General features: G+C 38.6%; 18 protein-coding genes. 4 read left to right on the top strand and 14 right to left on the bottom strand.

The genetic code is table 11. The features are described from left to right. A partial coding sequence (locus tag J3U68_RS10355) for a hypothetical protein (protein ID WP_267376737.1) occupies window positions 1–494 on the top strand: 494 nt, incomplete at its 5' end. Window positions 495–920: 426 nt separating this feature from the next. On the opposite strand, the gene J3U68_RS10360 is transcribed toward J3U68_RS10355, so the two are convergent. Further along, window positions 921–2,096, bottom strand: coding sequence for a phosphoglycerate kinase (locus tag J3U68_RS10360; RefSeq protein ID WP_267376740.1), 1,176 nt, complete (start codon window positions 2,094–2,096; stop codon window positions 921–923). 233 nt (window positions 2,097–2,329) lie between these two features. Between J3U68_RS10360 and J3U68_RS10365 the strand changes: the two genes are divergently transcribed. After that, window positions 2,330–2,713, top strand: a complete 384-nt coding sequence (locus J3U68_RS10365; protein WP_267376742.1) for an MAPEG family protein — start codon at window positions 2,330–2,332, stop codon at window positions 2,711–2,713. Window positions 2,714–3,293: 580 nt separating this feature from the next. Here the strand turns inward: J3U68_RS10365 and J3U68_RS10370 are convergent. The 6 genes from J3U68_RS10370 to J3U68_RS10395 all read right to left on the bottom strand — a co-directional run bounded on the left by J3U68_RS10370 (window position 3,294) and on the right by J3U68_RS10395 (window position 9,028). Then, complete coding sequence (locus J3U68_RS10370; RefSeq protein ID WP_267376745.1) at window positions 3,294–4,475, bottom strand: acetyl-CoA C-acetyltransferase; 1,182 nt, start codon at window positions 4,473–4,475, stop codon at window positions 3,294–3,296. 30 nt (window positions 4,476–4,505) lie between these two features. Beyond that, window positions 4,506–5,171, bottom strand: a complete 666-nt coding sequence (locus tag J3U68_RS10375) for a 3-oxoacid CoA-transferase subunit B (RefSeq protein ID WP_267376746.1) — start codon at window positions 5,169–5,171, stop codon at window positions 4,506–4,508. Window positions 5,172–5,184: 13 nt separating this feature from the next. Next, a complete protein-coding gene (gene atoD / locus J3U68_RS10380) occupies window positions 5,185–5,838 on the bottom strand; it encodes an acetate CoA-transferase subunit alpha (protein ID WP_267376747.1) in 654 nt (217 codons plus the stop codon). A gap of 135 nt (window positions 5,839–5,973) precedes the next feature. Further along, entirely contained in the window at window positions 5,974–6,276 is a 303-nt protein-coding gene (locus tag J3U68_RS10385) for a hypothetical protein (RefSeq protein ID WP_267376748.1), read from the bottom strand. A gap of 2 nt (window positions 6,277–6,278) precedes the next feature. Further along, on the bottom strand, window positions 6,279–7,616 hold the full coding sequence (locus tag J3U68_RS10390; RefSeq protein ID WP_267376749.1) for an acyclic terpene utilization AtuA family protein: 1,338 nt from the start codon (window positions 7,614–7,616) through the stop codon (window positions 6,279–6,281). 44 nt (window positions 7,617–7,660) lie between these two features. After that, window positions 7,661–9,028, bottom strand: a complete 1,368-nt coding sequence (locus J3U68_RS10395) for a CitMHS family transporter (RefSeq protein WP_267376750.1) — start codon at window positions 9,026–9,028, stop codon at window positions 7,661–7,663. 229 nt (window positions 9,029–9,257) lie between these two features. Between J3U68_RS10395 and J3U68_RS10400 the strand changes: the two genes are divergently transcribed. Beyond that, the gene (locus J3U68_RS10400; RefSeq protein WP_267376751.1) at window positions 9,258–10,145 is read left to right on the top strand and encodes a LysR family transcriptional regulator; all 888 of its coding nucleotides are present in this window, start codon (window positions 9,258–9,260) and stop codon (window positions 10,143–10,145) included. Window positions 10,146–10,581: 436 nt separating this feature from the next. Here the strand turns inward: J3U68_RS10400 and J3U68_RS10405 are convergent, their stop codons facing one another. Then, complete coding sequence (locus J3U68_RS10405) at window positions 10,582–10,911, bottom strand: ComEA family DNA-binding protein (RefSeq protein WP_323811441.1); 330 nt, start codon at window positions 10,909–10,911, stop codon at window positions 10,582–10,584. Window positions 10,912–11,226: 315 nt separating this feature from the next. Between J3U68_RS10405 and tkt the strand changes: the two genes are divergently transcribed. Then, window positions 11,227–13,215 (top strand): transketolase, encoded by a 1,989-nt coding sequence (tkt, locus tag J3U68_RS10410; protein WP_267376753.1) that lies wholly within the window; start codon window positions 11,227–11,229, stop codon window positions 13,213–13,215. A gap of 57 nt (window positions 13,216–13,272) precedes the next feature. On the opposite strand, the gene J3U68_RS10415 is transcribed toward tkt, so the two are convergent. From J3U68_RS10415 to J3U68_RS10440, 6 genes are all read right to left on the bottom strand, one after another. Then, window positions 13,273–14,553, bottom strand: coding sequence for an MFS transporter (locus tag J3U68_RS10415; protein ID WP_267376755.1), 1,281 nt, complete (start codon window positions 14,551–14,553; stop codon window positions 13,273–13,275). A gap of 38 nt (window positions 14,554–14,591) precedes the next feature. Further along, window positions 14,592–15,779, bottom strand: coding sequence for a M20 aminoacylase family protein (locus tag J3U68_RS10420; protein WP_267376758.1), 1,188 nt, complete (start codon window positions 15,777–15,779; stop codon window positions 14,592–14,594). Window positions 15,780–17,336: 1,557 nt separating this feature from the next. Next, entirely contained in the window at window positions 17,337–19,667 is a 2,331-nt protein-coding gene (locus J3U68_RS10425) for a hypothetical protein (RefSeq protein ID WP_267376760.1), read from the bottom strand. Then, complete coding sequence (locus J3U68_RS10430) at window positions 19,664–20,638, bottom strand: NAD-dependent epimerase/dehydratase family protein (protein WP_267376762.1); 975 nt, start codon at window positions 20,636–20,638, stop codon at window positions 19,664–19,666. Before J3U68_RS10430 ends, J3U68_RS10425 begins: the two co-directional genes overlap by 4 nt. Window position 20,639: 1 nt before the next feature. Then, window positions 20,640–21,014, bottom strand: a complete 375-nt coding sequence (locus J3U68_RS10435) for an SMR family transporter (RefSeq protein WP_267376764.1) — start codon at window positions 21,012–21,014, stop codon at window positions 20,640–20,642. A gap of 14 nt (window positions 21,015–21,028) precedes the next feature. Continuing rightward, the gene (locus J3U68_RS10440; RefSeq protein ID WP_267376766.1) at window positions 21,029–22,465 is read right to left on the bottom strand and encodes a UbiA family prenyltransferase; all 1,437 of its coding nucleotides are present in this window, start codon (window positions 22,463–22,465) and stop codon (window positions 21,029–21,031) included. Window positions 22,466–22,720: the final 255 nt, after the last annotated feature.

The following is a 22,720-nucleotide window of genomic DNA, read 5'->3' on the forward strand; positions in this document are numbered from 1 at the left end:
GAGAACGAGTGACAACGGCGATTAATCAACTGTTATCTACAGGCATGGTGATTACTCGTGCTTATGATCATGAAAAGGAAAGTAAACAGCCGACAGTTCTAAACGATCCTTGCCAGATTAGCGAAACGAAAGATACCACCAACATGACTTCCCGCCTAACCCAATTTGATAGTCGCAGCGGTGGCAAACTAGGTAGTAACGCCCCACATTTCACGCTAGGTCAAAATGATCAAACCATCCACAGCAGTTTAGCCATGAATGGGGTAGTAGGCTTAAAAATATCGGGCAATAATATCTATAATTTCCTCAATGCTGGTAAGTCTGGCATTCAAAAACCGCCTGGTGAAAAAACAACTATTGAAAATTGCTTCCGCAAAAGACCGCAAGCAAGTCTGTCTAACGGTGAGCAAATAGCATTAGAAGGGATACCGATGTGTGCCGTTAGCTTTAAAAGACTTAGCTGGCGCGAGATTAAAACCGATTTCATCAATTAATACAGCAAATAATAGCCAAGCCAGGTCAGATGATTTCATCTGACCTTTTTTAATTAATCATCGCTAATAATACCAATCTTATCATTAAATTAAATGAGATTTTTATGCTTTATAGACATTTTAATGCGGATTTAATTTAATCTCATCTGGCCTGCACCTACTTTCTTCAAATCAACTGATATCAAACAGCTGATTTTTCTAATCTGATTGGCAAAATGATGTGCAAATGGATTTTAAAAGTATAGTAAATAACGCTTTTTCAATTTATCATCCGATTAATTAAAAAAATCTTTAAATTGACTTAAGCAGTTATTGTTTCTGATAAATTTACTTAGTTAAAACTAAAAAAAGCACTCTATAAAGTGCTTTTTTCGAAATGGATGCGTTCAAATTTTTAGGGAATTAACTCTCTACCTTTTTCTTCATTTAGGCTCGGGCAGTTAATGCGGCTACGGCAGGAAGAATTTTCCCTTCCAGAAACTCCAAAAACGCTCCACCGCCAGTACTGATATAGTTTATTTGATCGGTTATTCCGAATTTGCTGATCGCAGCTAAAGTATCCCCACCTCCAGCAATTGAAAACGCTTCACTGTTCGCAATAGCTTTTGCCAAAGCCTCGGTTCCATGAGCAAAAGCTGGAAATTCAAATACACCTACCGGACCGTTCCAGACGATGGTTTTGGCAGACTGCATCATTTGTGCCAGTCGGCGCGCAGAATCAGGACCAATATCCAATATCATGTCGTCTTCTGCAACATCATCAACATTTTTCACTGTCGCTGGCGCATCTGCAGCAAACTGTTTCGCTACCACTACATCGGTAGGCAAAGGCACTTCCCCGCCTTTAGATTTTATTTTAGCCATAATTCGTCGAGCATCCTCTACCAGATCTGCTTCAGCCAAAGACTGTCCAATCGGCAGACCTTGCGCCAGCAAAAAGGTATTAGCAATCCCGCCGCCGACAATTAATTGATCAACCTGATCAGCCAGACTTTCCAAAATAGTCAGTTTGGTAGAAACTTTACTGCCAGCAACGATGGCAGCCAACGGGCGTTGAGGATGCTGTAATGCCTGACCAAGCGCTTCCAATTCAGCAGTTAACAACATACCAGCACAAGCTATTGGAGCAACTTCAGCTATAGCCGCTGTGGAAGACTCGGCACGATGTGCCGTACCAAATGCATCGTTAACATAGATGTCACCTAAAGCTGCATAAGCCTTAGCCAGATCGCGATCGTTTTGCTTTTCGCCAATATTGAGTCGCACATTAGGCAACATGGCTATTTGTCCAGCGGCTAGTTGTGGTTTGTTTTCCCGCCAATTTTCTACAACCGGCACCCTTTGACCTAATAATTCGCCCAAGCGCTCTGCAACTGGCTCTACACTATCTTCCGGCTTTGGCTCCCCTGCCTTCGGACGACCCAGATGCGTCAGTAAAATCACTGCGGCTCCCTGTTGCAAACAAAAACGGATTGAATCTAAGGAAGCGCGTATCCGCGTGTCATCGGTTATGACTCCATTGTTAATAGGCACGTTCATATCCACACGCATGACAATGGTTTTGCCAGCAACATTCTGGTCTGCCAGTTTTTTAAACAACATGGTAAGTTCCTGAAATCAATTAAACACTTTTAATTTCATGTTAAATCAGGGCAAGAGCCTTACAGATGAAATTTCAGTGAGGGTGATGAATTTGAAAATAAATTAAAAAATCTTTGAATTATCTTATAATTTATCCATATGGTAAAGTTGATACCTTCAATTAAACTATGATCCATCGCATATAAATTGGAAATTTTAAAGTTTTTGTTCAGTGATTTTAGCGGAGAAATGCCATGACTTTAGCTTACTGGTGTGTTGTGATAGCAATGTTTTTACCATGGATCGCGGCTTTTATGGCCAAAAAATATGCTGGGTTTAGTGCCAAGGATAATCATCATCCCCGAGCGTTCCTTGCTCACACCGTAGGTAAAGCCGCGCGCGCTAATGCTGCTCAGCAGAATGGTTATGAAGTTTTTGCACCTTTTGCTGCAGCAGTCATGATTGCTCATTTAACCGGTAATGCCGCACAGATAACTATCAATAGCTGGAGCGTGTTATTTATTCTTAGCCGTATAGGCTATTTATATTGTTACATCCAAGACAAATCTTTTGCTCGTTCCTGTATCTGGATAGGTGGTATTTTCTGTATTCTTGCCTTATATATAGCCGCCATCTAAATATATAGGAAACAGCCAATCAATGTTCATCTAGCCCAACAAATAAAAGCACAGACACACCAACACAAAACTACTGTTTGTTATTGGTTTAATTCATCTGTAGGAGTCTGTGCATGTCTCGTCAGACAGCCACATGCCTTGGCGACCAAGTTAAATTTAAGCTTGTATTGGCAAATCATTGCCCAATGGGCTGCCAATGTTAAACGTGCAGCCAATGCGGTGCTGGTTCGTTAATGACCATTATGCCTACGGGTGAAAACACTTCGAACATAAAGAGCTGAGGCAGCATTGGTTAGAAAGAGCATTTTGTCTGAATGTGGCACACCTCTCAAAGACTTTATGAACAATAGTGAACATGACTACTTTAGTTACATGAATTTTCTGAAGAGCCATGCAAATACTTAATATAACTGCAGAAGAAATCTTACAGATAATAGCCGATACAGATTAGTCTTTGACGGCCGTTTTTTCCGATGTGGTCTTATAGTTGGTCATAACTATGCTATATAGATAAAATGGCCATATCACCCCAACGTGATACGACCATTTATTCATTCAATTTAAATTGAATCGAATTGCTTTACATCCGCTCAACAATCATGGCGATACCCTGGCCACCACCAATACAAAGCGTAGCCAATCCGAGTGATACATCCTGTGATTGCAAACCGTATAACAGACTAACCAAAATGCGGGTTCCGCTGGCACCAATTGGGTGTCCTAAAGCAATCGCACCACCATGGATATTGGTTTTATTCATATCAAAATGCAATTCACGTCCTACGCCCAAGAATTGCGCCGCAAAGGCTTCATTCGCTTCGATCAGATCAATATCTTTTAAGCTCAGATTGGCTTTTTGCAAAGCTTTCTGAGTTGCAGGAACCGGTCCCATGCCCATCAATGCTGGGCTTACCCCACCACTGGCATAGCTGCGAATTCTCGCTAATGGTTTCAGACCCAATTGTTTGGCTTTGCTTTCGGTCATCACCACAACGGCAGCAGCGCCATCATTGATACCGGATGAGTTACCAGCAGTCACGGTACCTTCTTTGTTGAAAGCTGGTTTCAATTTAGCCAGTGCCTCTGCTGTGGTCTCAGCACGTGGGTATTCATCACGGGCAAATTCAATTTCCCCTTTACGGGTTTTAATGGTTACTGGCACGATTTCTGCATCAAACACACCATCTGCAACCGCTTTAGAAGCCAATTGTTGTGAACGCAATGCCAGTTCATCCTGTTCCTGCCGGCTAATTTGATATTTTTCGGCAATATTTTCTGCGGTAATCCCCATATGGTAATGATTGGTAGCACAAGTTAAACCGTCATGCACCATAGTATCAATAACTTGCTGATCACCCATACGATAACCCCAGCGTGCTTTGCTATCCAGCAAGTATGGTGCGCGACTCATGTTTTCCATACCGCCGGCAACAATAATTTCTGCATCACGGGCAGCAATAGCTTGCGCCGCCAAGGCTACGGTTTTCAGACCAGATCCACATACTTTATTCACGGTGTAAGCTGGAACAGAATCGGCAAGACCAGCGCTTAAAGCAGCTTGTCGAGCAGGATTTTGACCTAGGCCAGCCTGCAAAACATTACCCATGATTACTTCTTCAACCAGTGCCGCATCCACACCAGCACGTTTGATGGCTTCGGTAATCACTATTTTACCCAGATCTATCGTGCCCACACTGGCCAAAGAACCATTAAAGCTGCCGACTGGTGTACGCGCAGCACTGACAATAACAATATTTTCCATCAAATTTCCTTAATTTTCCGCTTTGACTTTTTATAAACCGCGCTGGCTGATGACCATCTGTTTGAAATCGTCCGCCACAATAAATTCGGCCTCAGTTTTAGCTTTAATGGTATCCAGATCCACCCCTGGAGCATGTTCCCGAAGCACCATTTTTCCGTCGGCAAAACCAAATACTGCTAGCTCTGTAACAATAAGATTTACTTTATGTTGTGCCGTTAATGGTAGTGTGCACTTCTTCAGAATCTTGGAATCACCATTTTTAGTGCAATGTTCCATCCCAATAATGACTTTACGTGCGCCAGTAACCAGATCCATTGCACCGCCCATACCAGGCACCATTTTTCCTGGCACCATCCAGTTAGCCAGATTCGCTTGCTGATCAACTTCCAGTCCACCGAGCACACAGGCCGCCACGTGACCGCCACGAATCAGAGCAAAGGAAAAAGCACTATCAAAGGTACTGCCGCCAGCAGCAATACCACACAATTGCCCGCCTGCATTGACCATATTAGGGTTCGCGTGCTCGGGATCCAATGCCGCCAGTCCGAGAAATCCATTTTCAGATTGCAATGTAATATGCACATCTTCTGGCACATAATTTGCAACTTGTGTTGGCAAACCTATGCCCAGATTCACCACATCACCATTATTAAATTCCAATGCAATTCTGCGTGCGATTAGTTCTTTTGCATTCATGTTCATCCCCTTATCAGTCCGGATAAATAATATAGTCAACTAACGCAGCTGGCGTCACCACATCATCCGGCTTAATTGCACCGACATCCACCACGCTGTTGGCTTCAGCAATAACGGTTTTAGCAGCCATGGCAACAAGTGGGTTAAAGTTTTGTGCAGATAATTCGTATACCAGATTACCCATTTTGTCAGCTTTTTGCGCTAATACAATTGCTAAATCAGCATGTAATGGCGTTTCTAACAGGTAATCACGGTCATCAACGGTTATTCTTCGTTTGCCTTCTTCTACAATTGTGCCCAAACCAGTTGGAGTTAAAATCCCACCTAAACCAGCCCCAGCAGCACGAATTCGTTCAGCCAGTGTTCCTTGAGGAACCAGCTCAACATCAATTTCACCGGCAATCATTTTCTTACCAGTTTCAGGATTGGTACCAATGTGCGAAGTAATCAATCTTTTTACACGGTTATTGGTTATTAATGGTCCAACACCGGTATCAACAAATGCTGTGTCATTACCAATGATGGTTAAATCCTTAATTCCTGCATCCAAAATTGCCTGCACCAGTTTAGCCGGAGTACCTATCCCCATAAATCCGCCAAACATTATTGTCATGCCATCCCAAAGATGATTTTTCACATCCGCCAAATTAAGTTGTTTCGTGTTCATAGGCTCCCCGCCCTAATCTATTGCAATGATCTGTTATCAGAATATTGTTATCTTCAATACATAAACCGATGCATTTAATTGTTTTATTGCAAATATAACGGCGTCAACATTGACGCCGTTAAGATTGGATTAAAATTAATCTATATCCATATCAAGAATAGCTGCGCTTAATCCTTTGCCATGCATGTCATGTGCCAAAGTACGAGTAACCCCGCCACCCAAAGCACCATACATAATAAAGTTTAATGCGCCAATATTAGGTAATTCATACCGAACAACATCACCTGTCACAATATCGCTAAAAAATGCTTTAACTTTTTCCGCAGTGACTGCATTTTTTAATTTTTCGTAATCTTCTTCTCTATAAGCAATCAAAGAGATATTTGAGGTATTACCTTTATCACCTGTACGGGAATGTGCAATTTCACGTAACTTCATTATTAAACCTCCAGATAATCAATATTGGTTTTAACCAGATCGCGGGAAATATAGGTAGAGTCCATAGCCACAATTTCCTTAACAGACTTCATGGCACCACCGCCACCAGCAGGGCCATTGGTGTATAAAGTTTCCACTTCGTTACCCACGACAGCAGCTTCAGCTTTAGTAGCGAAACGGCCGGCAACGCGGACACGAACTTCATAAGGCTGACTGTTTTGAGACAATGTAGCACCATGTAGAGAGTTAACCCCGATCAAGTCATAGCGCACTTCTTGTGGTTTAACATTAGAAATAGCAAAACGTTCTTTCACAATTTCCAGAGCCAATTTGCCACGTTCTACAGCACCCGGACCGGCATAACTCATTTCACCTTCACCAATCCAGCCATCTTCATAGCCTACAGAGACTTTTAGAGTTTCAGGACGGGCACGACCATTGCCCCCAGTAACTGCTACGCGATTTTTGCCGTCTTGAGTGAAGGTAATATTGGTAAAGTCAGCGATCACATCAGGTGTTTTGTATTCATCTGGACGATGAATTTCATACAGCATCTGTTCTTTACAAGTATCAGGTGTCACCATCCCACCAGATCCTTCTACCTTAGTGATGATGGCATCACCATCTTCACTGATTTCAGCGATCGGGAAACCCAGACGAGCCAGATTTGGCACATCTCTAAAGCCCGGGTCAGCAAAATAACCACCAGTAATCTGACCTGCACACTCCAGTAAATGACCCAGAATGGTACCTTTACCCAAATGAGTCCAATCATTGGCCGCCCATTTAAATTCATGCATCATAATAGACAGGAATAAAGACGGATCAGATACACGTCCAGCAATAACGATATCAGCACCATTATTCAGCGCTTCCACCATGGGTTCTGCACCGATGTAAGCATTAGCAGAAACAATTTTTTTACCGCATTGAGAAATCGGCTGTTTCAATTCATCCAATTTAGAATCTTGAGCAATAACTTGCTCATAAACATCATCACCTTCAATAATGGCAATTTTTAGATTTTTAGCACCAAGTGAACGCGCAATATCTGCAGTGACTTTCGCAGCGGCACGCGGATTAGCCGAACCCATATTGGTAACAATCTTAATGCCTTTTTCGATACAAGCAGGTAAAACCGCTTGCATACGCGCTGCCAGCAACTCGTTATAACCGGCATCAGGATTATGCTTTTTCTGACGTTGACCAATGGCAATAGTGCGCTCAGCCAAACATTCAAATACCAAGTACTGAATATTCCCTTTTTGTACTAACTCTACAGCGGGTTCAATACGATCACCACCATAACCAGCACCACAACCAATTCTGATTTTTTTCATAAAATATACCTTTTATTGCATTTAAAGAAAAACCTACAGCATATTTAAACAGGGAATACGCCTGTTATGATGGCACCAATAGCCATGATAATAGATGCTGCCCACAATACTGGAATAGTAAACTTCTGATGATCAGCCAAATCCACACCACTTAGGCTACACAACAGGAAAGTGGCAGGAGTCAACGGACTTACAGGGAATCCAGTTGTCATCTGACCTAACAAAGAAGCCTGAGCAACTTGAATCGGAGGGAATCCACCAATGTTTGCCACAACTGGCATAATGCCAAAGTAATAAGAATCTGGGTCAAAGATCAGACTTAATGGCATGGCGATTAAACTAACAATGAAAGGAATATGTGAAGCCAATGAATTTGGTACAAATTCACCAGTGGCAACAGCCATTGCTTTCAACATACCTGATCCACTCATAATGCCAGTAAAGACACCTGCAGCAAATAAAATAGATGCCATCATTAATGCACCTTTGGCATGAGCATTAATACGGGCAGACTGCTCTGCAGGTTTACGGTAATTCAAAGTCAGTGCAATACAGCAAGCAACCATGAAAATTATTGTCGGTGCGATTTTGGTAGCAACCATACAAGTGATAACCACAATCACCAAAATCAGATTTGGCCAGAATAAATGTGGACGACGCAATTTCAATTCTTCTTCAGTTAGCTCTTTAGGCTTGAAATGCGTGATAGCCTCGGCTTCTTCACCAGCAGCCATCGTGCCACCAGCACCACCACCAACTAAACCAAGGCGTTTCTCTTCTTTACGACCCCAATACCAGCCCATAAACACCATGAAAGCCAAGCCGGTAAGCTGTGCCGGAATCAAAGGTGTGAAAAGATCATGAGTAGAAACTTCCAGTGCAGAAGCAGCACGAATCATCGGTCCAGTCCAAGGCAAAAAGTTCACCCCAGCACTCAAAGCAGTGATACCGGCCAGTATTCTTTTATCAATCCCCAATTTGTCATAAAGCGGAATCATTGCCGGTACAGTAATCAGGAACGTCACTGCACCATTACCGTCTAAGTGAGCAATTAATGCCAATACACCCGTACCAATAATAATCTTTTTCGGGCTGGTGCCTACCACTTTAAGGATCTTGGCAATAATCGGATCAAACATACCCGCATCACTAACAACACCAAAGAAAATAATGGCAAATACAAACATGGCTGCCATTGGGGCCAATTTAGAAATGCCCGCAACCGCCATTTTTGGAATGGTTGTATAAACCGGTAAAGCTTCAACACCTCCTTGAAATAAAGGTACGATGTAAAGTGCTACGACAGCACCCAAAATAGGAATAATAATCAAAGAAACTATCGGCGAAAGCCGCTTACTCATAATGCAGAAAAGCAGAGTAGCAATAGTCAATATGCCTATTAACGCAAGCATAAATGCCCCCTTTTGGTCAGTTGTAATGAAAAGAAACGTGGATCTTTATAAAAACCCATGCATTCTTACAATTGTGACGTAGCCTGTCTAATCGATATTAAAGATAAATTTATAAAGAAAACCTATTAATCCACTAAAAATCACATAATATGGTCAAAAATTCTATGCATTTAGCAGAAAATATGTTAAGATAATGAATAACATAGAGTGTTATAGTGTTAAATTAAGTATGAACATATCAATTAAACAGATAAAAGCATTTTTGGTTCTGGTGGAAGAAGACAACTTTACTCGCGCTGCACAAAAAATTCATTTATCACAACCCGCATTTAGTGGATTAATCGCTAATCTGGAAAAAGAGATTGGCTATCGTTTATTTGATCGGGATACCCGTAAAGTTCAGCTTAATGAGGATGGCGTTCATTTTATTAAACTGGCGCGTGAATTATTGTTTTCCTATGAACGCACAACTAAAGAAATACGTTCACATGCCAATCGCCATTTGGATAAATTTGTGCTGGCAGCAATGCCATCAATTGTGGTGCAATGGGTCTCCCAGCTTTTGGCCAGCTTTCATCACCAGCATCCAAATATTCACGTTGAGCTACTTGATGCTCAATGGGATCTTTGCTTGCAAGCCCTTCTTCATGGACGCGCCGAATTGGCTCTAACCGCCAACTCTTCCTCTCTGGCCGAAATATCCTCAGAATTTTTATTTTCCGATAAATTTCACCTCATCTGTCACAGAGAACATCCTTTAGCGACCAAAGAAACCGTCAGCCTCAACGACTTGCTCAGTTATGACATGATCGGCTTTACCAAGGGCACCAGTATCCGGTTATATGTTGACAAAATCGTAGATTTATTTGGAATTCGATATGTCCTCGAAGTCAGCCAGCTGACAACCATGATGGGCTTAGTGGCCGCTAACTATGGTATAGGTCTTGTGCCCCGATTAACCCTTTTTCAATTTGAATATAAAAACCTGGTTATTCGAGACATCAAAGACAGCACATTAGAAAGATCTATTTATCTGATAAAACATAAAAATCGCCCGTTAAGCCCGCAGGCTGAAAATTTCTACAATCACATCAAAGCCAATATTTTTGCCAGTTAACTATATAATTTATTGACATATTTTCATGGAAAAATATATTTATCTGTATCCATTTGTGGACCAGTTTAAAAAATATATATTTATCCAAGCATGCTTTCTTCTAGCCGTTACGGATTGATATACTCACTGAAAATAGTGTCCGCCCTATTGAATTGGTACAACAACATTAGTTTAAACTTAAGCTAAGAAATAAACCTAAATCAAAAATACCCAAATATTCTATTATTAATTAAATTAAGTCACTCATAAGATTTTTTTCTTGCCAGAATTACTCATGCTTTATGGGTTTAAAATCAAATTTCAATGTTTATAGCCACATATAATGAATTAAACTAATATCCTAATAACGCTGAGATTACAAATACACTAAAGGCACCACGTGTAAAACTGATGCCATTAATTCAATTCTTTGATCCTTTTATGATCAAGGTAGGAATTATTTACTCACAGCAGTCGCGGGTACTGCATATTTTGGCTTACGTGAGGAAGAAGTAGCTACAGGAAGCTTTGGATTCGCTTGGCCAACAGTAATATGATTTTTTAGCTTTTCATACGTTGCTGGTCCAATGCCTTTAACTTTTATGATGTCTTCCTTCGACTTAAATAAACCGTTTTCCCTACGGTATTCATCAATTGCTTTGGCTTTCACCGGACCGATACTTGGCAAAGTTTCCAGTTCCTTCGTGTTTGCCGTATTAATATTAACTGCCGCAAAGGCATAAACAAAACTACACAACGATATCAACACAAACAAAAACTTTTTCACAAATTTTCCCCTTTAAATTAAGTGATATGAGTCTTTATTCTGCATCTTTGAAAACTGCCATTAGCATATTATATATGTATATAAATTACAAATAAAATTGAAATAAATTAAGCAAATTCTCTAATGAGCTATAAATTGTTAATAACATCATCATATAGCTGGTCTTAAACACGCATTACCAGGATGAAATCAAAGACTAATGTTGCTGACATTTCATAAAAACAGGATAATCTATCCTGAAAGAACAAATTCAAAAACCGACATCCTTTATCCTATTTCAATCTTTCAGCTACCATGACACTTAAAGGTAATCACATGCCATCACAATTAGCTAATGCAATTCGTTTTTTAGCAATGGACGCCATTGAACAAGCCAACTCAGGACATCCTGGGGCACCAATGGGCATGGCAGAAATGGCAACCGTATTATGGCGAGAATTTCTGCAACACAATCCTAATAACCCAAAGTTTTATAACCGTGACCGTTTTGTCCTGTCCAACGGGCATGCCTCCATGCTGCTATATAGCTTATTACATTTAAGTGGTTATAATCTAAGCATTGAAGAATTAAAAAACTTTCGTCAATTACATAGTAAAACACCCGGTCATCCAGAATATGGTTATACCGATGGGGTTGAGACCACAACCGGTCCATTAGGACAAGGTATTGGCAATGCTGTTGGTATGGCTTTAGCTGAAAAAATACTTGCAGAACAGTTTAACAAACCTGGCTTAAATATAGTTGATCATCATACCTTTGTGTTAGTGGGCGATGGTTGCCTTATGGAAGGTATTTCGCATGAGGTCTGTTCTTTAGCTGGCACACTAAAACTGGGCAAATTAATTGTTCTCTATGATGACAACAATATTTCCATTGATGGTAAAGTGGATAACTGGTTTAGCGAAAACATTCCTGAACGCTTCCAATCCTATGGCTGGCACACCGTATCCAATGTAGACGGACATGATGAAACAGCGATACGTGCGGCCATTAACGCGGCCAAAGCAGAAACAGAAAAACCATCTATCATCTGCTGTAAAACTAAAATTGGTAAAGGTTCTGCCAACAAAGAAGGCAGTCATAAAACCCATGGTGCTCCACTGGGTACTGAAGAAATTGCCGCAACCCGCACTGCATTGAACTGGCCACATGCCCCTTTCACTATTTCTGATGAAATTTATCAAAGCTGGAATGCCATTGAGGCTGGCGAAAAATTGGAACAACAGTGGCAAGATCAATTTCAACTTTATCAACAACAATATCCAGCAGAGGCAGCCGAATTTATCCGGCGGATGGATGGTGAATTACCTCAACAATATGATCAATACGTACAAAACGCCTTACAAGAGGTGTGCGCCAAAGCAGAAAAAATAGCTACACGCAAAGCTAGCCAGAACAGCATTGAAATACTAGCCAAAATATTACCTGAATTTGTTGGTGGCTCTGCCGACCTAACACCATCCAACTTGACCAACTGGTCAGGCAGCATTTCTACCACACCTGAGAAAACTGGCAACTATATTCATTACGGTGTGCGCGAATTCGGTATGGCTGCAATCATGAACGGCCTAAGCCTGCATGGTGGTGTTAAACCGTTTGGCGCAACGTTCCTGATGTTCAGTGAATACGCTCGCAATGCATTGCGCATGGCTGCATTGATGAAAATTAACCCAATATTTGTCTTTACGCATGACTCCATCGGTCTTGGTGAAGATGGCCCAACTCACCAGCCAATCGAACAAATTGCTACCCTACGCCTAATTCCAAATATGAGTGTTTGGCGTCCTTGTGACAGCGCTGAATCGCTGATCGCCTGGGCAGATGCTGCGGCAGCAAGTACCCACCCCAGCTGTTTGATCTTTAGCCGTCAAAGCTTACCTTTTTTACCTCGCGATTCTAAGCAATTGGCGAATATTCGTCGCGGAGGCTATGTATTGAAAGCAGCAAGCAATGAAAAAGAAGCTAAAGCTGTATTAATTGCTACAGGTTCTGAAGTAGAACTGGCAGTCAAAGCTCAGGAAAAGCTTCATCAAATGGGCATCGCTACGCACGTCGTATCCATGCCAAATACCCGAATTTTCGATCAGCAAGACCAAGCTTATCGCGATAGTGTACTTCCAGCTCATCTTCCTTGTATTGCTATCGAAGCAGGAGTAAGCGACTCGTGGTATAAATACATTGGGTCTAATGGTGCCATCATCGGCATCGATCGATTCGGCGAATCTGCTCCCGCAGAACAATTATTTAAAGAGTTTGGATTTACCGTAGACCATGTAGTTGATGTCGTTAAAACGCTTATATAACTCAGTCAAAAAAAGCCAGCATAACAGCTGGCTTTTTTATCGTACTCTTCCAAAAAACTAATCTCTTACATTGACATGTCGGGTTTCTGGCATCAAATACACTGCTATCAACGATAACAAACTCATCAACACCACATAATAAGCCATTGAAACAGCCCCAAACATTTGAACTAACCAGGTAAAAATGGGTTGAGCTGTGCCCCCGAACACCGTTACACCAATAGCATAAATCAACGATACCCCCGTAGCTCGTACAGAGATGGGAATCATTTCTGGAATCGCCACCAGACTGGCCGCACCGCTCATTCCCGTAAGAGCCGTCACCATCATCGTTACCGACAACAACACCCACTGACTTTGAGAATCGATTAACCACATAAACATCGGCACAATAGCGACCGTTAACAACAATCTGGGCCAGAACATGATCATTTTCCGACCATATTTATCGGCCATATACCCAGCCAGCAAAGAAAACATAAACATCATTACGCCGCCTAGAATAGTCGAAAGCTGTGCTATTTCAGCTCGAACTCCTAACTTACTAATGGCTAACGTAGTCATGTAATTCCCAACTTGGGCAGTAATCGCCGTCGACATCAAAGCCACAATACCTAATACCACATATTTCCCATAGCGGCTAAATATGATAGAAAGCATATCCATACCGTTATCATAGGTCGGTTCTTCCAATGTTTCCGGTAATGCACGCCGGATATATATCGCTATCGGTATCAGAATCAAACTCCCTAAAAAAGGGATACGCCAGCCCCAACTAGCTAATTGCTCCTGAGTCAATGCCGCTGAAACCAAAAACCCGACCACGCCACCTGTCGCCACCGCGATACCTTGACTGGCCATCTGCCAACTGGCGTAAAAAGCCCGTTTATCTTTTGGCGCAGATTCAAGCAACATTGCCGACGCAGGTCCAACTTCTCCACCAAGTGCCAAACCCTGAATTAATCGCGCCAAAAGAACAATACACGGTGCAGCAATACCGATATCCTTATAGCTCGGTGTTGCAGCCAATCCCAGCGTTCCTACTGTAATTAACGTCACCGTTAAAATCATCGCCGCCCTGCGTCCATTCTTATCCGCATAAGCACCAATCAACAAACCACCTAATGGCCGTGTAAAAAAACCAACACCATAAACGGCTACGGCTGCCAGCAAACTTGTAAAGTCATTACCAGTAGGAAAAAAAGTGGCCGCAATATAAACAGAAAAGAAAGAATAAATAATAAAATCATAAAATTCTAATGCATTTCCCGTTACAGCTGCCGCAATTGCTTTCGCTGGTGGTTTTTTTATTTCTTCAACTGCTTGTCCAGAATTCATGCAAATATTCCCTTTATCTAAACTAAATTCATCGCATCTTATTTTAAAAATTCTTCAGCGAGCGTTACCCAGTAAGTAGCTCCCACCTCAATATTCTTATCATTAAAATCATAATATGGATTATGCAGTTCATAGCCAGAAGCGGCGTCAACGTCCTTAATACCATTACCCACAAATAAATAACAACCTGGACATTTTTCCAGCATAAACGCAAAATCTTCACTACCAGCCATTGGTTCAGTTTGATCAGCAATATCCTCTTCAGCAACCACCTTACGGGCTACATCACGGGCAAACTGCGTTTCTTTACTGGTATTAAAAACGGGGGCATAACCATGCTGATAATCTACTTCAGCCTCCACATTAAAACTTTGAGCTTGTGCCTGTGCAATAGCTTCAATACGCTCCTGCAACAATTTACGCACTTGTGGCTTAAAACAACGCACAGTTAACTTCAACTCAACCAGTTCAGGAATCACATTATTAGCTACACCGGCATGAAACATTCCAACAGTCACTACAGCTGAATCTAAAGGGTTGACATTACGTGAAACAATCGTTTGCAAAGCCATCACAATAGAACAAGCAGCCACAATTGGATCATGCGTATTATGTGGCTTAGCTCCATGTCCACCAACACCTTTAACTGTAATCGTGACCACATCTGATGAAGCCATCATCCATCCATCATGAAAATGCAACTGCCCCTGTGGGTACCCAGGCATATTGTGCATGCCAAAAACTGCATCACAAGGATACTTTTCAAATAAACCGTCCGCAATCATACGTGCAGCACCACTATTAGGGCGACCAAATTCTTCAGCCGGTTGGAATATCAAATTCACAGTACCATTAAACGATTTTCTTGTCGCAAGTGCCTTTGCTGCAGCCAAAAGTATGGTCGTATGCCCATCATGCCCACATGCGTGCATCTTCCCCTCATGCGCACTGGTGTACGCTACTCCACTTTCTTCTTTAATGGGCAACGCATCCATATCTGCCCGAATTCCAATGCTTTTTGAACCATCTCCAAGACGTAATTGACCAACCAATCCAGTCCCGCCAATCCCCTTTTCAACCTGATAACCCCATTGCTGCAATAATTGAGCTACCTTATCACTGGTTCTATTTTCATTAAAAGCCAGTTCGGGATGCTCATGAATATCATGTCGTAACTGAATAAAATAATCCAGATCAGCTGCTATTAATTGTCGAATTTCTTTCATAAACATACCTTTTGAGAACGAAAAAATGCATGACAAAGCACAATAATTAACAATATCATAGACAAATCAAAATTGCTTAATAATATTTATTTATAAGCTTATTGTTTTCTATATAAAAATACAATTCTTATCACTTAAAAACAAATGAATCTATTTTGAACCTGAAAAAATAATTTTTGGCACTAATATAAAACCCTACACAATAACCAAAAAATCCTATTTAAAACAGTACAATTTGAGAAAAAAAACAGTCAAACTTGAAGAATTTAAATGAATAATGCAATGTATCTGCAAAAATAACCAGCTTCGATCAACAAAAATACTTAATTACATTTAATCATCTAATGCACAACCCAAAACATACTGAAGATTGTTACTCAATTACAATAATTTATTCAAAACACCATCCGAGTCGACCTGCGTTGATATACTTTATTAAAAATATTAATTATTTTTCCATCAATCAGCAAGATCAGTGTATATCAGCATTTATAATTTGTAGAAATCTGGAAAAGCGCTGTTTAGATTTTTTCGCCAACAGTTCACCTATTTAAGGGGATTAACTATTCTTGCCTTGAATACCAACTCCCATAAACCTTAATGTTATCTGAACATATTATCTTTTCCAACACCATCAAATTTCTTGATAGGATCTTAGCTAGAACAATCAACAAAGCTCTTCTAACTAACAATAATGCTCTTTCAAGGCAAAGACAAAATGAACAAACCCGTCAGCATCGAACTAGCTACAACAAGATTAATTATTTGGAAAACAATTTTTGTATTAATACTCAATCCCCTATTTTGAACATTAACTTAATTCATGTGAAAAAAAACTGAATAAATATAGTTTCTATTTTAATTATGTATTAAATTTATACGGATAACCTATTTTTTAGCATTAAATCTAAGTCTTTATTATTAGCTCATAATCATTCAAATAAAACCTATATAAAACATGTGAAATTAATTTGATAAGCTTTTATCTACATTGTAGGAATCTTCATCTTCTTATAGATAAAACGGATTCAATACGTCACGATTCAATCCATTTTGGATATGATTGAAATTATTTTATTTATTTATATTTTTTAATAGTTTAAAATTCTCATTTTTTGAATAGATTTTTCTTCAAAATTAAATATTAATAACTTTAAAAAAATTTCCATTAACAGCGAAGTTTGCACACACAGATTTACCAGTATGCCTCATAATAAAAAGGAATGCCCTTTTCTAGACCATCTCAATTCTAATAAACACAAACCAACCTTTTATCTTTCAATGATTAAAAATGTGTCTGTAGCCACCTCAGCAAAACCCAATATGTCTGAGATAAAGCAGGCATACTGATGATTTGTTATCTTACTATTTATTCAATTCAATCAAGAAAAATAGAGCTAACCAGTGTTTTTCAATTCCTTAAAATCATATTTTCAAAGCATTGATTAAAAATATCGAAGTGAAACTAAATATATTGGTAAACAACCTCCATGCAATCAGATGAATTGATGCCCACGCCTACAATTCATCCGATTCCATCTTAGAATAACTTCTTAATTATTTATTTTTGTTACCCTTACAGCAGAATAATAAAACCATCAGGCCGGCTAAAGCTAAAAGTGGTAAAAACCATAAATATCGCCAAGTTACAGGGAAATAACTTAACCGTAAAACACCATGGGCTGATGGTGGCACCTCTACACTGACTAACATGCCAGATCCATCAGGAGTAACCGATAACGGTAAACCATTAATTTCTGCCGAATAACCTTTCCACCACAAGCGAGGAAAAATCAGAGTAATCTTCTCATTGTGTGCTGGAATATTGACTAAATCGCTATTATTTTTATGTTCAACCACCTCTAACCCATCAACTGCTGGAAAAGCATAAGGTATATTATTTTCCCAACCTTTGGTCTTTGTCAGTGGTAAAGATACATATAAATTTTTTCGCTTATCTGCAACGTTAACCTGTGTGTAACCACACTGTTTAAATTGCTCTTTAAATTTCTCATAATCCGATGATTTAACAATAATAGTGCTGATTCGCAAAATTATTCCCTGACAATCATCCAAGTTATCAGGTTTTTTCAAAACATTCTTTAACGTTAAAGGAACATTAAAAAAGCCATGTGCGATCTGTTTTACTGGTAAAACTTCTTCCATTCTTTTATTACCTACCGGCGTATAACCATTTATCGATTTGATATCAAATAATCCAAATTGCGAAGCCGAAGCCTCACTTAATTGCTTAACCTCTTTTACTTTAACATTTTTAGGAAGAGAAAGAACAAAGCCTTGTAAATTGACATTTTGTGGTCTTGGAATACGATGAGATAAATTTGTATCATACCCATAATATCCAGCCAAAAGAGGCAATCCCATTAACATTATTAATAATGTGAATACATTTACACTGATAAATAAAATTGTTCTTTTCTGTTCAATTATATATGGCGATAATAAAATCAACCAAAAAGAAAAAAATTGCAGAATATAGAAAAAAGGATGATGGACGTCAATTAAATTAAATAAATTTAAACATCCGCAACAAAAAAGCAAAATACAAAAATTCCAATTAAATTTAACATATATACTTTTAGTTAAATTAAATATATTTTTATCAATTAAATAAAACACTAATAAAGAGGCAGCAATTGGCCATAATAAATCCAAGCCAATATAATCAATCATAAAAATTAATATTGATACAACAGTGGCATAAATGACTATAGAGACTTTTTTATTAACGACTATACCACGTGGATTTATAGTTGGTGCATTTTTTAAAACATAAAATACAAACATACAAATAAATAATGACAGAAATGGTATAAACCTAAATGGCCAACGTAAAGGACCAAATTGACTTGGCATTTGGGTCAACATAAAAAACACTATAATTAAAGATATAAACCATTTTAAGTTTGCATCTTTTTGCCATAACACTTTAATGTTTCGATAAAAAAATATAACAGGCAAAAAACAAGTCGAAAAGCCCATCGATAATCTTATAAATTTCAGACCAGATAAATTTAAACTTTCATACCATGTTGGGATAAATCCAAGAAAAAGCATTGACCATGATGGTGTATAATTTCTATGTTTAGTGTAATAACCATGAATTCGATTAATTAAATCATTCGAATATATAATTTCAGAGTAAATTAGCGTAGAAAAAATAAACGCTAATATTGTAGGAGTACAAACACAAAAAAAGTATTTTGAATTTTTTATTTTGTTAAATTCATAAATTATGGTGACTACTACAAAGAAGACATATCCTATAAAACCGTGAGGCCAACCTGAGGATAACAAAAAAATTACTGAAATAAAATTTAGTAGAATATTTTTTCTCGAATAATCTTTTACCAGCAAAAGAAACGTAGCAATGGAAACCATTGCCCAAGCTTGTCCATTTCCAGCATTCCACCATTCACCTAGATAGAAATAGAGAAATACCGGTTGTATAACAACTATACTGGCAAAGGCATAGGAATAAGATTTACCCAACTTAAGCGATTTAGCAATAGATAAGGATGATAAAGAGACAAGCAAAAGATTGATAAAAGCTAAAATATTACCGGCCAATTGAATAAAATTGTTTTGAGTAGTAATAATTGAAATTAAAATATTTTGAGGTAAAAAAATGCCTCTGGTTAAATCTATAACTTCATTTCCACCCAGATACATTGAATCCACAATTAACGGCAATTCTCCTTGGACCCATATGCTACCAATCTGCCTGAAAAACCCAAGCATTTCAAATGCAGCATCATCTGTGGCAAAAAAATTTTTAGAAAATAAACAACAAATAACTACCACAGTTATTGCGTAAATTATAGAAAACAACCAGGCTTGTTTAGCAGAAATTTGTTCTTGACTCATTTTTTTTCACTTATTTTTTTAAAATTATCATATGCTGCACACATTGCTTCAATATCAGAGCCAGAAGGAGTCCAGCCAAGTTGTTGATTAGTTTTGTGACAGTCTAATAAAATATTCTGATCAGCTATTACAAACTGTTCTGGATAAAGCACAGTAAGACCAATTTTATCCATTACAGACAAAACTGGTTTTATTAAACATGAAGGAATCGGCATTACAAAGGATTTTGAATGAGCATGCTCAATTAACGCTTGTAATAATTTTCGAGTAGTAGGGGGATTAAGGGAGCCTAAATTATAAGTTTCACGAGGAAAATGTTTTTTGCCAGCCAGTAACGCAGCCGTAACACAATCATCAACACTAACCATTTGATAATGATTAAAACCATTTCCAATCATCGGAACCGGCAAATTCATTGCAATAAGACGGAATAACTTACCCAAAATCCCTAAACGTCCTGCTCCTGTAATAAGGCGTGGTCGAAAAATGGTAGCATTCAAACCTTCATAACTGCGAATCAATTTTTCAGCTTCAACCTTACTACTTCCATATGGACCTAAAGGGCATTGGGGATGATCGGTTGAGACAGGTGTGGCCTTGACCAGACCGTAAGTCATGTCCGTAGAGAAAAAAACCATTTTGGTTACATCATTAGTCGTCATTTCCTGCAATATATTACGTGTACCATTAACATTAACATCGTAAAACCATCTTTGACGATTTCGTTTAGGTACCGCATCGGCAAACTGACGTGCGGCCAAATGATATATTACATCCTCTGAACGCAGTTTTAATTTTTTGATGTCTTCGATAGATCGGACATCTCCATTAATAAATTGACTATTTTTTTGTAAGTAATCGTCACTGTAGTTCTTGATATCAAAATTTACTACTTCCTGACCGTCTTCAAGTAATCTATGAGCAAGTAGCTGACCGGTAAAGCCACTCCCCCCTGTAATAATATGTCGCAACTTAAACGCTCCTGGAAATAATGACAATTCCAACACAAATAGTGGCCAAACCAACAATCCGCATCATATTTACATTTTCATGTAAGAAAAAATAGCCGATAAAAGCAGTAATGATATAACCAATTGACAAAAGTGGATAAGCCAGACTCACTTCAACCTTCCCTAAAACTGCCATCCATAAACCAATACTGACAGCATATAAACTCATCCCAGCCAAAAACCACAGGTTGGTGCATAATTGGTATCCAAACTGGAAAAAATCCATCAAGCCATGAGGGAAAGCTCCTACTGTTTGCATGGTTTTGCGTAGAGCAATTTGTGCAAAAGCATTCAAAGTTACACTAAATACCGCTAATAAAAAAGTTAATAGATTCAATGAATTTCTTTCAATTAAAAATAAAAAAAACGCGCTAAAATTGTGATAAACACAATTAAAGCTAGCACAATAAGGCTTTTCTTATCTTCTATAAAATAAACAATCGGATCATCATGCATCTGGCCACGTCTGGTCACCATCCATAAATTTCCAATTAAATATATTAAAAACAGCTGTACTCCCCATAAAAAAACTGGCTTTTGATAGTGAATAATCGTTTCTGGTGCATTTATATATAGACCAAAAACGATTATTGCCCCAATATATGTGCTAATTCCAATCGGCCACAGAATATCCAAATCAGTTTTGATATATCCTCGACCTACCGCATTTTCTTGCACGTCTGGCATAGCGACCAATTCTGCACATCTTTTAACGGTTGCCAAACTTAAAAAAATCAAAATTGAAAAAGCTAGTAGCGAATAACTTAAATTGATATTCGTTACTATTCCTCCAGCAATAATTCTAAGAGTATATAAAACTGATAAAACGATAATATCTAGTAATATAATTTTTTTAATTCTAAAGCTATATAAAGTGGTTATCACTAAATAAAGCAAGAATGCTCCAAAATAAGACCAAGATACATAAATTGCACTTAAGCAAGCACAAAACAATAATATAGCACTTGCTTTAACCCCTTGAGCGATTGACAAAGCACCTGATGCAAATGGTCTAAACTTCTTGTTGGGGTGTGAACGATCATTTTCTAAATCCCATAAATCGTTCAAAATATAAGTAGCTGAAGCGCCCAGAGAAAAAGAAATAAAAGCCACCATAGTCAGCCATAATTTATGCAAATCTTCAAATTGGAAAGCAAGTAATATTGGTATAAAAAGCAGAACATTCTTTAACCATTGATGTATTCTAAGCGCTTTCATCCATGTGCTTAAATTAACAGCCGTATTATGCATTTGCTTAATTACTGGTATATGTAATTTTTCCACTTCTTTGCTTAATTTTTTTACATGGTTCCCTACTACAATCGCTCCTTTAGCATCGCGCCAAATATGAATATCGGCTTTATTGTCACCTGCATAAATAAATTCGCGACCAAAATTTTTTTGAATAGCTTTAAGCTTATTTATACCCTTCAGGTTTATGTCTGAATCTGTAGCAAGAACACCATCAAAACATTGAAGAAAATCAGCTGTTTTCTCAGCTATTCCATGATACGCCGCTGTAGCTAGATAGATTTTTCGTCCATTTTGTTTCTCATGCTTAATATACTCTACTAACTCATCACGATAGGGTACCCGTTCAGCATCGTAATCAACTTGTTCAAAGACATATTGTTTGAATTTAGCTTTACCTGAAAAGTAAATTTTAATTAACTTAAATATTGCATAAGGCTGTGTTTTGATTAAGATAGTTAACATTTCATGCAATGAATCAGTCAAAATTAAAGTCCCATCTAAATCCACTAAAATTGGATCACATGACTCCTTCACTATTTTTCACCAAACTCTATCAAAATAAATAAACATATTTTATATATAATTAACGAAATACAAAAGTATTTTGTGTTGCTGAATAATTGAAAATTCTTAATTGTTTATAAATAAATAATTATTTTGATTTTAATAAATTCGCTCATCACAAAGATTTTCTTTTATAAGGACGCGAAACCACGGGTCTGCCTAAAGATTTCGCCCAGGCCAGAGCAGACCACTGCCTGCGCATTCCTCAGACCACCCACATCCGCT

Source organism: Snodgrassella sp. B3882 (genome assembly GCF_026535915.1).
Taxonomy (GTDB): domain Bacteria; phylum Pseudomonadota; class Gammaproteobacteria; order Burkholderiales; family Neisseriaceae; genus Snodgrassella.

Bases quoted from the DNA above. Each gene is read 5' to 3' on its own strand.
- J3U68_RS10360 (WP_267376740.1), bottom strand. From the start codon at position 2,096: ATGTTGTTTAAAAAACTGGCAGACCAGAATGTTGCTGGCAAAACCATT.
- J3U68_RS10365 (WP_267376742.1), top strand. From the start codon at position 2,330: ATGACTTTAGCTTACTGGTGTGTTGTGATAGCAATGTTTTTACCATGG.
- J3U68_RS10370 (WP_267376745.1), bottom strand. From the start codon at position 4,475: ATGGAAAATATTGTTATTGTCAGTGCTGCGCGTACACCAGTCGGCAGC.
- J3U68_RS10375 (WP_267376746.1), bottom strand. From the start codon at position 5,171: ATGAATGCAAAAGAACTAATCGCACGCAGAATTGCATTGGAATTTAAT.
- atoD (WP_267376747.1), bottom strand. From the start codon at position 5,838: ATGAACACGAAACAACTTAATTTGGCGGATGTGAAAAATCATCTTTGG.
- J3U68_RS10385 (WP_267376748.1), bottom strand. From the start codon at position 6,276: ATGAAGTTACGTGAAATTGCACATTCCCGTACAGGTGATAAAGGTAAT.
- J3U68_RS10390 (WP_267376749.1), bottom strand. From the start codon at position 7,616: ATGAAAAAAATCAGAATTGGTTGTGGTGCTGGTTATGGTGGTGATCGT.
- J3U68_RS10395 (WP_267376750.1), bottom strand. From the start codon at position 9,028: ATGCTTGCGTTAATAGGCATATTGACTATTGCTACTCTGCTTTTCTGC.
- J3U68_RS10400 (WP_267376751.1), top strand. From the start codon at position 9,258: ATGAACATATCAATTAAACAGATAAAAGCATTTTTGGTTCTGGTGGAA.
- tkt (WP_267376753.1), top strand. From the start codon at position 11,227: ATGCCATCACAATTAGCTAATGCAATTCGTTTTTTAGCAATGGACGCC.
- J3U68_RS10415 (WP_267376755.1), bottom strand. From the start codon at position 14,553: ATGAATTCTGGACAAGCAGTTGAAGAAATAAAAAAACCACCAGCGAAA.
- J3U68_RS10420 (WP_267376758.1), bottom strand. From the start codon at position 15,779: ATGAAAGAAATTCGACAATTAATAGCAGCTGATCTGGATTATTTTATT.
- J3U68_RS10425 (WP_267376760.1), bottom strand. From the start codon at position 19,667: ATGAGTCAAGAACAAATTTCTGCTAAACAAGCCTGGTTGTTTTCTATA.